The following is a 16027-nucleotide window of genomic DNA, read 5'->3' as shown; positions in this document are numbered from 1 at the left end:
AACCCTCTCCCAAAGGGAGAGAGAATTAGATTCGCCCCCCACTAGCCAAACCCCTTTTCCCCCGCTACACTCCCTTCATCCATTAACCTACTGAATATATAAGGAGGCCAATTATGCTGTACTGTGAAATTTTCAATGTTTCACATACATTTGGTGATCGCACCAGCTCAAGCGTTATCGGTATCGTGCTGCGATAACTTCTGCTTGAGCGAAGACACCAACCCCTGAAATCCCTTCTCTCGGGCTTACTGAGTTATCGTCAGCGATGTTTGACGAGGCATAAACATGCCTGTAACTCTTGGGTAAGCAACAATGAGCACTTTACTCACTGCACAATCTTTACGCGTTGATACGGCGTTTGGCACGCTCTTCGACTCACTCTCCTTTACGTTGAAAAAAGGCGACCGCATTGGCCTGCTGGGCGACAACGGCTGCGGCAAAAGCACGCTGCTGAAGGTGCTGGACGGCACTGACTCCCCCGCCGCCGGAACGGTCTCGCTGGCCGGGCACTGCCTGATGGCGCGCGTGGAGCAACATCTCCCGGACGCCATTTTCCCGCTGACCATGCTGGATGCAGTACTCGCACAGCTGCCTTTAGCCGAGCGCGATAGCCTGCGCTGGAAAGCCGAAACGCTGCTGGCAGGCATGGGCTTCACGCCTCAGGATATGGCGCTGCAATCCGCCACGCTGAGCGGCGGGCAGCACACCCGCCTGCTGCTGGCGCGGGCGCTGATTCACGACCCGGATCTGCTCCTGCTCGATGAACCCAGCAACCACCTTGATTTGCCGACCATGCTCTGGCTGGAACATTTTCTACAGAACTGGTCAGGCAGCTTCGTGCTGGTCTCGCACGACCGACAGCTGCTGGATGCCGTCACCAACGGCAGCTGGATCCTGCGCGATAAAACGCTGCACTACTTCGCCCTTCCCTGCACGGCCGCCCGCAAGGCGCTTGAAGCAAAGGATGAAAGCGACGCGCAGCGCCACAAGGCGGAGCAAAAGGAGATCGACCGCGTGACCGCCAGCGCGAAGCGGCTGGCGACCTGGGGCAAGGTTTACGACAACGAAGACCTGGCCCGCAAAGCCAAACAGATGGAAAAACAGGTCGAACGGCTGAAGGAGAGCCAGACGGCGCTCACGGCAGGCAGCCCGTGGACGTTAACCCTGCGCGGCGACGCGCTGCGGGCCGACCGTTTGCTGGAAATGGAAAACCTCGACGTGCCTCCTGCACCTGGCCTGCCGGCGTTGTTCAGCATCGAAATGGCGCGGCTAAAAAGCGGCGATCGCGTGGCGATTGTCGGTCGTAACGGCTGCGGCAAATCGTCGCTGATGAGGCTCATCTGGCAACAGTTTGCCGATGAGTCCGCAGACAGCGGGTTGAAAATCCATCCGCGCGTGTCGCCAGGCTATTACGACCAGACGCTTCATCAGCTGCCGGATGACGCCACGCTGCTCGACGCGCTGGAGCCTTTCGCACCGGATCCGCAGAACCGCAAAATGGCACTGATAAGCGCAGGTTTCCCGTGGGCGCGTCACGGGCAAACGGTCAGCACGCTCAGCGGCGGCGAGCGCTCGCGCCTGCTGTTCGTTGGCCTGACGCTTGCCCGCTACAGCCTGCTGATGCTGGATGAGCCGACCAACCACCTCGACATGGAAGGCAAAGAGGCGCTGGCGCAAACCCTTCAGCAGTTTGAAGGCGGCGTCCTGCTGGTCAGCCATGACCGTCAGCTAATTTGCCAAAGCTGCAACCGTTTCTGGCTGATTGAAGAGGGAAAGCTGAGCGAGTGGCACGATGCAGAAGCGGTGTTTGAGCGCCTGCGTGAAAGCGCGGGGCTGGCGACATCCACCGCGCCCGCCATCGACGCGGCGACGGTTCAATCCTCGCCGTATGACGATCTGCTCGAACGCCTGGTCGCGCTGGAAACGCTGCTGGAAGACGATCTGGCGCGTAAGCCGAAGCATCAAAAGCCGCATCTGCAGGCGCAATGGCGTAAAGAGATAGAGGAGATAGAGGCACAGCTGTAAGTCTGCGCCCGGCGAGTCTCTCGTCGGGCCAGTATTTTCCCCCTAAATTATTAGAGGAACGCCGTATTCTTATTCTGAAAATGGATTAAATAATGACATTATGTTGCCGTTGCCTTGCATTACAGCGCCAAACCACTAATCCTTGAGGGGTATTACACCTGCTATGCAGATACTCATCATGAACAAGGAGATACACATGAAGGCTGCTGTTGTCACTCAGGATCATCAGGTTAATGTCACTGAAAAAACCTTACGCCCGCTAAAGCACGGGGAAGCCCTGCTGAAGATGGAATGCTGTGGCGTATGCCATACCGACCTCCACGTGAAGAACGGTGATTTTGGCGATAAAACCGGGGTTATCCTGGGCCACGAAGGGATTGGTATCGTAAAAGAAGTCGGCCCTGGCGTGAAGTCGCTGAAAGTCGGCGATCGCGCAAGCGTGGCCTGGTTTTTCGAAGGCTGCGGCCACTGCGAATACTGTAATACCGGCAACGAAACCCTGTGCCGCGACGTGAAAAACGCCGGTTACTCCGTTGACGGCGGCATGGCGGAAGAGTGCATCGTCACCGCAGACTACGCCGTAAAAGTGCCAGACGGTCTGGAATCCGCTGCGGCCAGCAGCATCACCTGCGCAGGCGTCACCACCTATAAAGCGGTGAAGGTATCGGGTATTAAACCGGGCCAGTGGATCGCAATCTATGGTCTGGGCGGTCTGGGCAACCTTGCGCTGCAGTACGCCAAAAACGTCTTTAACGCCAAAGTCATCGCTCTCGACGTTAACGACGAACAGCTGAAGCTGGCGGCCAGCATGGGTGCGGATTTAACCATCAACTCCCGCAGCGAAGACGCCGCGAAAATTGTGCAGGAGAAAACCGGCGGCGCGCATGCAGCAGTCGTTACTGCCGTCGCAAAAGCGGCCTTTAACTCAGCCGTTGATGCCGTGCGTGCCGGTGGCCGCGTGGTCGCGGTTGGCCTGCCGCCTGAAGCGATGAGCCTCGACATTCCGCGTCTGGTGCTGGACGGCATCCAGGTGGTAGGTTCCCTGGTCGGCACCCGTCAGGATCTGCAGGAAGCCTTCCAGTTCGCCGCAGAAGGTAAGGTGGTGCCGAAAGTCACGATGCGTCCAATCGAGGACATCAACGCCATCTTTAAAGAGATGGAACAGGGCCAGATCCGCGGCCGTATGGTGATCGACCTACGTTCATAATCGTTCATCTTTCATTACCGCTCCTCGCTGGAGCGGTTTTTTTATAGCCATTTTCCGGCAATCCTTATCTTAATTCCTTTGTTCCCTTGTTTTCCCCTGCGCCCGATGATGAATCCGACGCTAACAAGAAGATAACAAAGGAATTCACCATGCAAACCCCATTTCGTCTGCCGCTGCTGACGGCGCTGATTCTGACGACCACCGCCGCCTGGTCCGCGGATGCGCCTGTTAAAGGCGGCACGCTGATTTATCTGGAGCAACAGGCGCACACCAACCTCTATCCGCCTGCCGGCGGCTTCTACCCGAACGGCGGCATTCTGAATCAAATCACCGACAAGCTGGCGTGGCAGAACCCAAAGACGCTGCAGGTGGAACCCTGGGTGGCAGAAAGCTGGACCACCAACGCCGATAAAACCGAATACACCTTTAAGCTTCGTCCCGGCATCACCTTCTCCGACGGCACGCCGCTGGACGCGAACGCCGTGGCGAAAAACTTTGATACCTACGGTTCAGGCAATAAGGCACAGCGCCTGCCGGTGTCAGAAGTGATCAATAACTACGATCGCAGCGAAGTCATCGACCCGCTGACCGTGAAGTTCTACTTCAAAAAACCGTCGCCGGGGTTCCTTCAGGGCACCGCCACCATTGGCTCGGGTCTGGTCTCGCTCAGCACGCTGAAGCGCAACTTCGAAGAGCTGGGAGATGCACGCCACATCATCGGTTCCGGCCCCTTTGTGGTGAAGGACGAGAAGCTGGGTCGCGAAGTGACGCTGGAAGCACGTAAGGACTACCAGTGGGGGCCGAAAAACCTGGCGCAACAGGGGCCAGCCAATCTTGATGGCATCAAGTTTATCGTTACTCAGGAAGACAGCGTGCGCGTCGGCGCCCTGCTGGCGGGTCAGGCCGACTTTATTCGCCAGGTGCAGGCGTATGACGAAAAGCAGGCGACCGATCAGGGCTATAAAATCTACGCCGCCCCGACCCGCGGGGTGAACGACAGCATTAGCTTCCGTCCGGATAACCCGCTGGTCTCCGATATTCGCGTGCGCCAGGCGCTGCTGCATGCCACCAATGCAAAACAGGTGGTCGAGACCCTCTTCTCGGCCAACTATCCGCAGGCGAAGTCCGTGATTGCCGGTTCCGCCGCAGGCTTTGTCGATCTCAGCGACAAATTGACCTTTGACCCGGCAAAAGCCAACCAGCTGCTGGACGAGGCGGGCTGGAAAGCGGGCAGCGACGGGATCCGCGCCAAAGACGGCCAACGTCTGGCGCTGACGGTGTATGAATCCCTGCCGCAGCCGCAAAACAAAGAGGTTCTGCAGCTGGTTGCTCAGCAGTGGCGACAGGTGGGCGTAGCGCTGAGCGTCAAAGCCGGAGACGCAGGCAGCCGCACGCTGGATAACCTTGATCCGCTGAAAACCCCGTTAACCGTCTCCGAAGTGGGCCGCGCCGATCCGGACGTGGTGAAGAGCATGTTCTACCCCGCTAACCGCGACGCCCTGCTGCAAAAAGGCGGCTCCAGCGACAAGGTCAAAAGCTTCCGTGACGACAGGCTGAATGAACTGCTGGTGAACATCTCCGCTGAGGTCGATCCGCAAAAACGCCTGCAGCTGACCGGCGATGCCCAGCGTTACCTGCTGGATAACGCCTACGTCATTCCGATTTTCGAAGAGCCGCAGGTCTTTGCCGGTGCGCCGTGGCTGAAAGGCGTCAGTTTTGAAGCGGTCGGCCGCCCGTCGTTCTACGGCGCGTGGATAGAGAAACACTGAGGAGCTGACGATGCGCCACGCACTTCTTCAACGCTTTGGGCACGGGCTGCTGGTACTTTGGGCCGCCTTTACCCTCTCGTTCGTGTTGCTCCAGGTGCTGCCGGGCGACGCGGTGCTGATTAAATTTCAGAACCCGGACCTGGGCTTAAGCCCGGCGCAAATCGAGGAGATGCGCGTGGCCTACGGCGCGGACAGCCCGCTGTGGCAGCAATACGGCCACACGCTGCTGGCGATGCTGCGCGGAGATTTCGGCTATTCGCTACAGGCCGGCGTGCCGGTCAGCGAGCTGATTGCCAGCAATCTGCCGGATACCCTGAGCCTCGCCCTGCCCGCGTTTGTGCTCGCGGTCCTGCTGGCCTTTGCGCTGGCCTTTGCATCACGTCTGCCGGGTCTGCGCTGGCTGAGCAATACCCTTCAGTCTCTGCCGGTCCTGTTTATCTCCTTACCCACGTTCTGGCTGGGGATAGCCCTCATCCAGCTTTTTTCTTTTCAGCTGCGGCTGATCCCGGTGATTAACCCGACGCCGCTGCAGGGGCTGATCCTGCCGATCGTGACCGTCGCGATCCCGATTTCCGCCCCGCTGGCGCAAATTCTGATGCGCAGCCTGGACCAGGTGGCGACGCAGCCGTTTGTCGCCGTCGCCCGGGCCAAAGGGCTGAGTGAAACCGCCGTCCTGTGGCGCCACGTTACCGGCAACGCCCTGCTGCCGGTCCTGAACATTGCCGGGCTGCTGCTGGGCGAGCTGATTGCCGGGGCGCTGATCACCGAAACCATTTTTGGCCGCAGCGGGCTCGGGCAGCTGACCCAGCAGGCGGTGAATAATCAGGATATCGCCGTACTTCAGGCGGTTGTGATGATTTCCGCCCTCGGTTTTGTCCTGATCAATCTGCTGGTGGATCTGCTGATGCCGCTGCTGGATCCCCGTCTGCAAACCGTTACCGGAGGTGCATCATGAGTCTGGTCGATTACGCGGCCGCAGCGCGAAAACGCGTTCCAGCGTGGCAGGGAGTGGAATGGCAGCCGGGACTGTGGCTGGCATGGGGGGTGATTATTCTCGCCGCTTTTGCCGCCGTAGCGCCCGGCCTGTTAACCCACTACAGCCCGATTGAGGGCATCGCCGGGGCGCAGCGCCTGGCGCCGCAGGCCGGTCACTGGCTCGGGACCGATCAGCTTGGCCGCGATGTTTACACGCGTATCGTTTATGGCGCCTCCCATTCCCTGAGCGCGGCGCTGGCCGCCGTCACGATGGGGCTGGTGGTCGGTACCGGTTTAGGGGTGATCGCCGGGGCGTTCGCTGGACGCGTCGAGTCTCTGCTGATGCGCTTCGTCGACGTACTGCTGTCCATCCCGTCTCTGCTGCTTTCGCTGACGGTGATTATTCTGCTTGGGTTTGGCACCGTTAACGCCGCGATTGCCGTCGGCGTTGCCTCCATTGCCAGCTTCGCCCGCCTCGCGCGCGGTGAAGTGGTGCGCATCCGCCACACGGATTACGTCGAGGCGGCGTTCGGCAGCGGCGGGACGTTTTTCGCCGTGCTGTGGCGACACATCCTGCCCAACGCGTTAACCGCCGTCCTCGCCTTTGCCACGCTGCAGTTTGGTCAGGCCATCCTGGCGCTCTCCACGCTGAGCTTTCTCGGCTACGGCACCCCGCCGCCGGTGCCGGAATGGGGCTTACTGATTGCCGAAGGCCGTAACTATCTCTCTACAGCCTGGTGGCTCACCACCTTCCCCGGCGTGGTCGTCATCGCCGTAGTGCTGGCCACCAACCGTATCAGCCAACAGTTCAGCGGAGGTCGCTAATGACCGTGCTCTCAGTGGAAAATTTGACGATTAGCTACCGTACCGCGCGCCAGTGGCGAGAGGTGGTGCATAACGTCAGCTTCACGCTCGGACGAGGGGAAATGCTGGCGTTTGTCGGCGAATCCGGGTCCGGCAAAACGACCGCGGCGCAGGCGATCATTGGTCTGCTGGCTGACAACGCCCGGCGCGATGCGGGAAAAATATCGCTCAACGGTGAGGAGATTAGCCGATGGTCCGCAAAGCGTCTCGATACCCTTCGCGGAGCGAGAATTAGCCTGGTACCGCAGGATCCGGGTAATTCGCTCAACCCGGTGAAAACCATCGGTGCGCAGGTCGGAGAAATCATTCAGCTCCACCAGAAGGTGACCCGCGCCGAGCGCGACGAGCAGGTGCTCGCCCTGCTGACAAAGGTCGGCCTGAGCCATCCCGAACAGCGCATGACGCAGTATCCCCATCAGCTCTCCGGCGGGATGAAACAGCGCGTGCTGATTGCCATCGCCATTGCCCTGCGTCCGGACGTGATCGTTGCCGATGAGCCCACCAGCGCCCTGGATGTGACGGTGCAAAAACGCATTCTCGATCTGCTGGATATCCTGCGCCGGGAATCGGGTACCGCCGTTCTGTTTGTCACCCACGATCTGGCGCTGGCCGCACAGCGCGCGGACAGGCTGCTGGTGTTTCGCAACGGTGAGGTTCAGGAGCACGGCGGCACCGCCGATATCGTCCGCACGCCGCAGCACGCCTACACCCGCCAGCTGTTGAGCGATCTCCAGGGCCAGCGCCTGACCATCGCCCCGGTGGCTGGTCTCCCGCTCGCGTCCCCGGCCATTCGCGCCCGGGCCATCAGCAAGCAATTCTCCCTGGGCAAAGGTCATCAGCTTCAGGCGCTGGATCGGGTAACGTTTGACGTCAGGCGCGGCAGCACGCATGCACTGGTCGGTGAATCCGGCTCCGGGAAAACCACCCTCGCCCGTATTCTGCTGGGTTTTGAACAAGCCGACAGCGGACAGGTCATCATTGATGATATTGATGCCACCGCGCTCAGCCGCGAGGCCCGCCGTCAGCTGCGCCAGAAGATCCAGTTTGTCTACCAGAACCCGTTTGCCTCTCTCGATCCGCGTCAGACGCTGTTTGACATCATCGAAGAGCCCCTGAAGAACTTTTCTCGCCTCAGTAAGGCGCAGCGAAAGGTCCGGGTGGAGACCGTGGCGCAGCGGGTTGCCCTGCCCGTCGAACTCCTGAGCCGCACCGCCCGGGAGCTTTCAGGCGGACAGCGGCAGCGCGTTGCCATCGCCCGGGCGCTGATCCTGGAACCGACCATTCTGGTGCTGGACGAAGCCACCTCCGCGCTGGACGTCACCGTGCAGGCGCAGATCCTGGCTCTGCTTCAGCAGCTGCAGCAGCAGCTGGGATTGACCTACCTCTTTATCACGCACGATCTGTCTACCGTCCGCCGGCTCGCCCACAGCGTCACGGTGCTGCGCGGCGGTCAGGTGGTCGAACAGGGCGATGTCGGAACCTTATTCGCCTCGCCGCAGAACGACTATACCCGCGAGCTGATTGACGCCATTCCCCATTTTTCACCCGCTACGGAGGAGTTCGCATGACGCGAAAACGCCTGGGATTTTTCACCCGCCTGCTTGACGACGCTGCGCCGAAGGAGCGCTATCGTCTGGCAACTGAACAGATCCGCCACGCCGAACGCCACGGTTTTGACAGCGCCTGGATTGCCCAGCACCACTTCCACGAAAGTGAAGGCGGCCTGCCGTCACCGCTGCTGTTTCTGGCGCACGTAGCCGCGCATACCGAAACCATCCGCCTGGGCACGGCCATCATTACCCTACCGATGGAAAACCCGCTGCGCGTCGCGGAAGATGCCGCCGTGCTCGATTTACTCGCCAATGGCCGTCTTGAGGTCGGTTTTGGTTCGGGCGGCACACCGACCTCATTTCTGCCGTTCGGCCTGACGTTTGAGGAGCGCGGCGCGGCGTTTGCTGACCATTTGCATGTGATCCAAAGCGCCTGGCGCGGGGATTCGCTGACCCATCCGGATAACCACCTTTACCCGCCTGCGCCACAGCTTGCCGACCGTATCTGGATTGCCACCTTCTCTGTTGACGGTGCCGTTCGCGCCGCCCGGGCCGGACACGGTTTAATGCTCTCCCGCACGCAGCCGCGCCCGGCAGATCGGCTGGATTTAACGCTCGACGAGATCCAGAACCCGATTGTGGATGCCTACCTCGATGCGCTGCCTGAGGGCATCGCACCGCGCATTCTGGCCTCCCGTACGGCGTTCGTCGCCGACAGCGACGACTATGCGCTCAGGGTCGCGACGCCGGGCCTCACGAAACAGGCCCATCAGCATCGCGCTGCCGGGCACGCGGTTAAAGGTGACAACGTCACCGATTATCGCCGTCAGTTTGACGCGCATATTGGTTCGCCCGATACGGTGCTGCATTCCCTGAATGCTGACTCTATTCTCAGGCGCGCCACGGATATCTCATTCCAGGTCCATTCGGTCGAACCCACGCATCGCGACACGCTGCGGTCCATCGAACTGATCGCCGAACGTATTGCCCCCCACATCCATTGAGGAGATACCTATGTCATTAAGTCACGACATTCTCGCCGAGCTGGCGGAAATTAAACCCGGTTCCCCTCTGGCAGAGGCGCGCGCCACGCGTGATGCCGCCACGCGCCACGCGCAGGGCAGCTACGAAAACTTATTCACTCAGCAGGATAGCGATTTTGCGCTGGACGAGCGCTTCGCCGTCGCGGCAAAAGTTGCGAGGTGGCACAGCGCGGAGGCGCTGGCCGCGCACTATGCGGGGTTTGGCCTGGCCGATCCCACCTCAGAACGCCTGACCCCGGCGCTGAACTTCGCGCGCCTGCTGACGTTCTCCCCCGTCGAAGCGACGCCCGCAGCGTTAAAAGCGCTGACCCAGGCAGGATGGAGCAAGGAAGGCATTGTTACCCTGGCGCAGCTTATTGCGTTTGTGAGCTTCCAGAGCCGACTCATCACCGGGCTGCGGCTGCTGAATGACAGGCCCGTCGCCAAAAGCGATGCGCCGGTGGCGGCAGGCATCTGGCACACGACCGCAACAACGGTCACCGGGAAGGCGGCCCCCGTCGCGTTTACCCAACAGGAGCTGGGATGGGAACCGTGGATAGCGGCCAAACCGCTGGCGGACTTCGGTGACGATGAGGTTGCCATTCTGGCGAAATTTGGCCATACCGATTCCGACTACTTCCGCCTGCTGGGGCGCAACCTGCCGGTGCTTGAACAGCGCACGTTAACGGATAAAGGGATTTTTTATACACCGGGAGGATTACCGCGCGCCGAGCGCGAGCTGGCCGCAACGGTCGCCAGTAAAATTAACGGCTGCATCTACTGCGCATCTGTCCATGCGCGTAAAGCCAGCCAGCTGTCAAAGGATGACGCGGCGGTAGAAGCCCTGCTGGCCGTGAGGCCGGGGCGGTCCCTGAGCGAGGGGCAATCCGCACGCTGGCAGGCGGAAATCGATTTTGCGGCGGCGCTGTCGGTCACGCCGCCTGCCGCCACGCCGCTGCACCTTGCCGCGCTGGAAAAAGAGGGGCTGGATACCTTAGCGCAGCTTGATCTGGTGCAGTCCGCCGCGTTCTTCGCCTGGGCCAACCGCCTGATGCTGACCCTGGGTGAGCCCTGGTTTGCCTGAAATCTGTCAGGCTAGCGCGCGAGCGTTAGCCTGAGCCCGCCTCGCCCGCAGGTGACCGTAGATCAGCAGTGCGCTCATGGCCGAGAAAGAGAGTATTGCCGCCGGCAGCGTGACGTAACGCCAGCTAAAGCCGAGGACAATCATCATCCCGCCAAAGTACGCGCCAATCGCACTGCCGAGATTAAACGCCATCTGTCCCCCTGCCGCCCCCAGCATCTCACCGCCCTTCGCATTTTGCAGAAGCAGAATTTGTAGCGGCGCAGAGAGCGCGAACAGCCCGGCACAGCAGATAAAGCCCATGACCAGCGAGGCCGTTTTCAGTTCACCAAAGGTGAAAAGCAGCAGCAGCGAGGCGACAATCACCATGTCGGTGGTGGCCGCAATGCGCAGCGGGCTAAAGCGTCCCGAGAGTTTGCCGCTCAACAGATTGCCCAACACCATGCCAAGGCCCATCAGCATCATGATGGCCGTCATCATCCCTTCTGAATAACCGGAGACGTTAACCATAAACGGCTTAACGAAGCTGAACCATGCGAACACCCCGGCGTTGCCAAACATGGTGGCGGCAAAGATCAGCCAGGGTTCGGTTTTTTTCAGAAAGTGGAACTGCTCGGTCAATTTGATTTCTGAAGTGTCGCGGATGTCCGGCACCCAGAGCAGAACCGAGAGGATCACCAGCGCATCGAACACGGCAATCAGAAAAAAGGTATAACGCCAGCTGAACTGATGCCCGAGCCAGGTCCCCAGCGGAACGCCCATCAGGTTCGCCACGGTCATACCGGCGATCATCCCTGCCACCGCGACCGTCACCCTGCCCGGTGGCGCAATTTTAGACAGGATAATCGCCCCGACGCCAAAAATAGCCCCGTGCGGAAAGCCGGAAATCAGCCGCCCCACCGCCAGCCAGAAATAGGACGTGGAAAACGTGAACAGGGCATTGCCGACAGCGGACATCGCCACCAGAAACAGCAGCGTGGTCTTTAACGAAAACTTGCCTGAGAACAGCGCCACAATCGGGGCGCCAATTACCACGCCGAACGCATAAAACGAGATCATATTCCCGGCGGAGGGAATCGAAATACCGGTGTCATGTGCCAGCTCGGTTAACACGCCCATAATGCCAAATTCGGCCATTCCGAGGCCAAATGTGCCAAGCGCCAACGAAAAAATTGTCTTTTTCATACTTCAACCACGGGTTAATCACACGCGACGGACATTATTGAATAATCTTGTATGGTGAGCCAGTTCAAATCCATTGGCTGGCAGGTTAATCCATTAATTCAGGAGTTTTCTCCCATTGCTACGCGGCGGGAATGGTAAACAAAAAGCCCCGACTGGTGTCAGGGCTTCAAAGGGTTTAAGGTTTAGCTTTTACAGTTCGCTTTCTGCCGCTGATTTAGCGCGTGTAATAGCGCCAGCATTGAAAATTGGGTGCTCGTGATTGTTCGTTATGTCACGAACGCGATAAATTTTCCATGCATCACCTTCACGACGAAGAAATACTTCAAGATGTATACTTCTCCCGTCACCCGACCCCTCAATGACCTGGACTACTTCACCGTTTAAAAATGGTCTTGCGTTCCCCACCCGCAACGCAGGTATCCATTCGCGAGAGTAATCCTGGGTATACGTAAAATAATCAGATTCGATTAACTCTTGTTCAGAGATTTCCTGAATGGTGCTAATGCGAGCAATAGTATCAGCAGAAACATATTTACGCAGTGCGTCGGCAGGATAAGGCCTGGCTTCATCGCTGCCGAATGCGGAAAGATAGGATTTATAAAATGATTCGGTAGCATCTTGCGCACTCTGATCTTGACGGGCAGCCGAACTACATCCCACCAGTAGCATAACGAATGATAAAAATATCCTTTTCATCAGTGCATCCTGTAAATTTTAAAGGATGGTTGCATTTTGCGGTACCCAGGCCCCGGATACATGCTTTTTTGAACATAGTCAGAAATCCACTGCGTACCGTCATACATAGTCATGTGACCTATGCCATTTCCGCCAGGATACGGCTGTATCACAGCCACATCGCCAGAAATTAAAGTAGAACCGGGCGGCAGCTCACTGAACCCAGCACGTAATAACTCCGCCCCATAATCTTTTGCATAATCTGTGTTCGGTACCTTAACGCCTCCAGCCAGAATGGCCAGGCGGGTAAACTTAGCACATTCACTATGAGAGTGCCCCAGAGCGTGTGAACGGAGATACGAAACCGCAGCTTCTTTATTCCAACTCATTCTTAGTTCCTTTAAGTAAATAAGAATGAAATTATTACTCTAACCACATATAGCGTGTGGGTTTAAAAGTGCTGATTTTATTGCATCTACATAGGGGAATGGGTGCTAAACACCTTCGCGAATACCTCAGTATCTGCTTAAAAAAAGTGTTGTGAAATTAATTACCTAAAAAAATTACGCATAATATCAGGTGGATTACACTTCATAGTGCGGCCTCGCTTTTTTCCGCGCCGGACAACCTGAGGATGACCATCATGGGAAACAAAAAGAAAACCAGTGTCGCTGTCGCTGTTGATGTCGTAAAGAATGCACCGTTAAAGACCAAAGAGTATGAAAAAGAGCTACGTCGCCTCCACGTTGAACTGGTTAAGCTCCAGCAGTGGGTCGTCGCAAAAGGGCTAAAAGTGTGTATTGTTTTTGAAGGACGCGACGGTGCCGGTAAAGGCGGCACCATTAAAGCGATAACCGAGCGCGTCAGCCCTCGCGTGTTTCGCGTTGTTGCCCTCCCTGCCCCCACCGAGAAAGAGAAAACCCAGCTCTATTTTCAACGTTATGTTCCCCATCTGCCTGCCGCCGGTGAGATCGTCATATTCGACCGCAGCTGGTACAACCGCGCGGGCGTCGAGCGGGTAATGGGATTCTGCACCCCCGAGCAGGTTGAGAAGTTTCTTGATGGTGCGCCGGTGATGGAAAAAGCGATGGTGGATGCCGGGATTATCCTGCTGAAGTACTGGCTGGAGGTCACGCCTAAAGAGCAGGAGCGCCGCCTGCGCGACCGTATTAACGATGGTCGTAAAATCTGGAAGCTATCGCCGATGGATATTAAGTCCTTTAACCTGTGGGACGAGTATACCCTCGCGCGCGACGCCATGTTTGAAGCGACAGATACCGCCTGGGCGCCGTGGTTTGTGGCACGTTCAGAAGATAAAAAACGCGTGCGCCTGAATATTATTTCGCACCTGCTTTCACAGATCCCCTATAAAGAAATACACGTCGAAAAAGTGGATTTACCGAAACGTAAAATTGGTAAAGTCAAACCGACAAAATATCCGTTCCGGTATGTGGAAGAGCGGTTCTGAAATTACTGGAATACGCCTCGCAGAATGTAGATTACCAGGGGATACGGTATTGTTTTTTGTTGGCTGCGGTTGATAATGACCGCACCAACAGAGGAGCTGAAAATGAAGCCAAACCGTAACAAAGACTATGGCAAAAGGGAGAGCATTGCGAGTGGAGTCTCCCGCGAGGCCCGTACACCAGAGGCGCGAAGACGAGAGCATCAGCAAGATAAAGAATTCATAAAAGCCATGAATGAATTTACGGCTAAAGCGGGATTATTATCAGACGATCCTTTCTTTGGAGGGATTTAATGTGCTTTCAGTTTGACGTTTACCGTAACCCTTCAGAAAGAACACGGGACTACCAGCCTTATTTTATGATAATTCAACATGACTATTATGATGATTTATCAACAAGACTGATTATTCCATTAAGCTACCATAGCTATCTACGTGGACATATCAATGCCGCGATGCCTTTAGTGAATATTGATTTCGAGCGATATTTCCTTAACACCGCTGGCATAACACACGTGGAGAAACAGAAACTAAATAATAAAGATTATGTATGTAATCTTCGCAGCGCGAGAAGTACTGTTATCGCGGCGATAGATGCGTTAGTGACCAATACATAACGTAGGCCCGCGCAAGCGCAGCGCCGCCGGGCAAAGCCGACGGCGCAGGTCTTACTTCATTCCTTCTGTACTTTCCTGTTTCGCTTCCAGTCGCTCCACATCACGATACCAGCGCGGATGGTGTTTCTGCGCCCAGCGGCGGCTCACCTTCCCTTCAATCATCCCTTTAATCGATCCTTTTACCCAGAACGCCATATACATATGGATCAGGATGGCGTGGATAAGAATGATGGCCGACGTGGCGTGGATCAGCAGCGCGTAGCGAATCACCTGAATCGGGAAATAGTGCGCAAAATACGGACGCCAGATAATCACGCCGGTCACCAGCAGCACAAAAATCATGCTCATGATGGTCCAGAACATCATCTTCTGTCCGGCGTTGTATTTCCCCACCTTCGCGACCTTATGTTCGTTGCCCTTCAGGACTTCGACGATCCCTTTCACCCACGGGATATCCTGCTTGTCCGGGATGTTATGGTGGACAAAGCGCACGAACATAAACATCAGCACCACGAAAATCAGCACGCCGAAGAACGGATGCAGAATGCGGCCCATCTGCGGCGTGCCGAAGGTTTCGGTCAGCCACTGCAGCGTCGGGAAGAAGAACGATATCCCCGACACCGCCACCAGGAAGAAGCAGATCACAACCGTCCAGTGACAGGCGCGGTCAACAAACTTCGTGCGCACGATCGTTTTCGACTTACTCATGATGCTCCTCCTCGTCCTCATCCACCTCTTTGTTCGGCCCGATACCGATGTAGTGATAAATCAGCCCCGCAAAGGTGGCGATAAAGCCCGCCGCCGAGAGCGGCTTAAGCGCCCCTTTCCACAGGTTGATGGAGGTATCGATCGCCGGATCCTTCGGCAGGTTGTGGTACAGCTCAGGCTGGTCGTTATGGTGCAGCACATACATCACGTGCGTACCGCCCACGCCCTGCGGGTTATAAATGCCCGCATTCTCGTAGCCGCGCGCTTTCAGCTTGTCCACGCGCGCCTGCGCCACGTCAAGCATCTCTTTTTTGGTGCCGAAGTGGATAGCCCCGGTCGGACAGGTTTTCACACAGGCAGGCTCCTGCCCGACGCTGACGCGGTCCACGCACAGGGTGCATTTATATACCCGATTATCCTCTTTATTGAGGCGCGGGATATTAAACGGACAGCCCGCGATGCAGTACCCGCAGCCGATGCAGTTGTCCTGCTGGAAGTCAACGATCCCGTTGGCGTACTGAATAATCGCGCCGGCAGACGGGCACGCCTTCAGGCAGCCCGGATCTTCACAGTGCATGCAGCCATCTTTGCGAATCAGCCACTCCAGCCTGCCGTTCTGCTCGGTTTCGCTAAAGCGCATTACCGTCCAGGATTTGGCGCTCAGATCCGCCGGATTGTCGTAGACCCCCACGCAGTGCCCCACCTCGTCGCGGATATCGTTCCACTCCGAGCAGGCCACCTGGCAGGCCTTGCAGCCCACGCAGGAGGAGACGTCGATAAGCTTAGCGACCTCTGCCTTGTAGTCCCGCGCGCGGGGCGCGGGGGTAATCGGGTTGGTCGCGGAGCGTTTGATAACGTCTTGTGTTTCCATCGCCATTTAATCG

Annotated in this window: 16 protein-coding genes; 11 read left to right on the top strand and 5 right to left on the bottom strand. The window is 57.5% G+C overall.

The window, feature by feature from the left end; all coding sequences use genetic code 11:
* The first annotated feature begins 312 nt into the window (after positions 1–312).
* From INF68_RS04635 to INF68_RS04600, 8 genes are all read left to right on the top strand, one after another.
* Positions 313–2025 (top strand): ABC-F family ATP-binding cassette domain-containing protein, encoded by a 1713-nt coding sequence (locus tag INF68_RS04635; protein WP_126786914.1) that lies wholly within the window; start codon positions 313–315, stop codon positions 2023–2025.
* A gap of 196 nt (positions 2026–2221) precedes the next feature.
* Entirely contained in the window at positions 2222–3232 is a 1011-nt protein-coding gene (gene adhP / locus INF68_RS04630) for an alcohol dehydrogenase AdhP (RefSeq protein WP_023311899.1), read from the top strand.
* Between the two features lie 149 nt (positions 3233–3381).
* Positions 3382–5001: a TIGR04028 family ABC transporter substrate-binding protein gene (locus INF68_RS04625; protein WP_126786915.1), complete on the top strand. Its 1620-nt coding sequence runs from the start codon at positions 3382–3384 to the stop codon at positions 4999–5001.
* Positions 5002–5011: 10 nt separating this feature from the next.
* Positions 5012–5956: an ABC transporter permease gene (locus INF68_RS04620; protein ID WP_126786916.1), complete on the top strand. Its 945-nt coding sequence runs from the start codon at positions 5012–5014 to the stop codon at positions 5954–5956.
* Positions 5953–6801 carry an ABC transporter permease gene (locus INF68_RS04615; RefSeq protein ID WP_047060936.1) on the top strand — a complete coding sequence of 283 codons (849 nt, stop codon included), beginning with the start codon at positions 5953–5955 and terminating at the stop codon, positions 6799–6801. Before INF68_RS04620 ends, INF68_RS04615 begins: the two co-directional genes overlap by 4 nt.
* Entirely contained in the window at positions 6801–8408 is a 1608-nt protein-coding gene (locus INF68_RS04610; RefSeq protein WP_126786917.1) for an ABC transporter ATP-binding protein, read from the top strand. Before INF68_RS04615 ends, INF68_RS04610 begins: the two co-directional genes overlap by 1 nt.
* Positions 8405–9394, top strand: a complete 990-nt coding sequence (locus INF68_RS04605; RefSeq protein WP_126786918.1) for a putative FMN-dependent luciferase-like monooxygenase — start codon at positions 8405–8407, stop codon at positions 9392–9394. The genes INF68_RS04610 and INF68_RS04605 overlap by 4 nt, the downstream gene beginning before the upstream one ends.
* A gap of 10 nt (positions 9395–9404) precedes the next feature.
* Entirely contained in the window at positions 9405–10496 is a 1092-nt protein-coding gene (locus INF68_RS04600; RefSeq protein WP_126786919.1) for an alkylhydroperoxidase domain protein, read from the top strand.
* 6 nt (positions 10497–10502) lie between these two features.
* Here INF68_RS04600 and araJ read toward each other — a convergent pair whose 3' ends face one another.
* The 3 genes from araJ to INF68_RS04585 all read right to left on the bottom strand — a co-directional run bounded on the left by araJ (position 10503) and on the right by INF68_RS04585 (position 12742).
* On the bottom strand, positions 10503–11678 hold the full coding sequence (gene araJ, locus INF68_RS04595) for an MFS transporter AraJ (protein WP_126786920.1): 1176 nt from the start codon (positions 11676–11678) through the stop codon (positions 10503–10505).
* 189 nt (positions 11679–11867) lie between these two features.
* Complete coding sequence (locus INF68_RS04590; RefSeq protein WP_126786921.1) at positions 11868–12374, bottom strand: YbjP/YqhG family protein; 507 nt, start codon at positions 12372–12374, stop codon at positions 11868–11870.
* Positions 12374–12742: a hypothetical protein gene (locus INF68_RS04585; RefSeq protein WP_126786922.1), complete on the bottom strand. Its 369-nt coding sequence runs from the start codon at positions 12740–12742 to the stop codon at positions 12374–12376. Before INF68_RS04585 ends, INF68_RS04590 begins: the two co-directional genes overlap by 1 nt.
* A gap of 254 nt (positions 12743–12996) precedes the next feature.
* Between INF68_RS04585 and ppk2 the strand changes: the two genes are divergently transcribed.
* From ppk2 to INF68_RS04570, 3 genes are all read left to right on the top strand, one after another.
* Positions 12997–13821, top strand: a complete 825-nt coding sequence (gene ppk2, locus INF68_RS04580) for a polyphosphate kinase 2 (RefSeq protein WP_126786923.1) — start codon at positions 12997–12999, stop codon at positions 13819–13821.
* Positions 13822–13923: 102 nt separating this feature from the next.
* A complete protein-coding gene (locus INF68_RS04575; RefSeq protein WP_126786924.1) occupies positions 13924–14112 on the top strand; it encodes a type II toxin-antitoxin system CcdA family antitoxin in 189 nt (62 codons plus the stop codon).
* Positions 14112–14435 carry a CcdB family protein gene (locus INF68_RS04570; RefSeq protein WP_045619889.1) on the top strand — a complete coding sequence of 108 codons (324 nt, stop codon included), beginning with the start codon at positions 14112–14114 and terminating at the stop codon, positions 14433–14435. Before INF68_RS04575 ends, INF68_RS04570 begins: the two co-directional genes overlap by 1 nt.
* Positions 14436–14486: 51 nt before the next feature.
* Here INF68_RS04570 and fdnI read toward each other — a convergent pair whose 3' ends face one another.
* Positions 14487–15143: a formate dehydrogenase-N subunit gamma gene (gene fdnI / locus INF68_RS04565; RefSeq protein ID WP_126786925.1), complete on the bottom strand. Its 657-nt coding sequence runs from the start codon at positions 15141–15143 to the stop codon at positions 14487–14489.
* Positions 15136–16020 (bottom strand): formate dehydrogenase subunit beta, encoded by an 885-nt coding sequence (gene fdxH, locus INF68_RS04560; protein WP_126786926.1) that lies wholly within the window; start codon positions 16018–16020, stop codon positions 15136–15138. The genes fdnI and fdxH overlap by 8 nt, the downstream gene beginning before the upstream one ends.
* Positions 16021–16027: the final 7 nt, after the last annotated feature.

Origin of the sequence: Enterobacter cloacae complex sp. P16RS2, from assembly GCF_014982155.1 — a bacterium.
Taxonomy (GTDB): Bacteria; Pseudomonadota; Gammaproteobacteria; order Enterobacterales; family Enterobacteriaceae; genus Enterobacter; species Enterobacter cloacae_M.
Note: the sequence above shows the minus strand (reverse complement) of the source record. Positions and strands in the feature narration are given on the sequence as shown.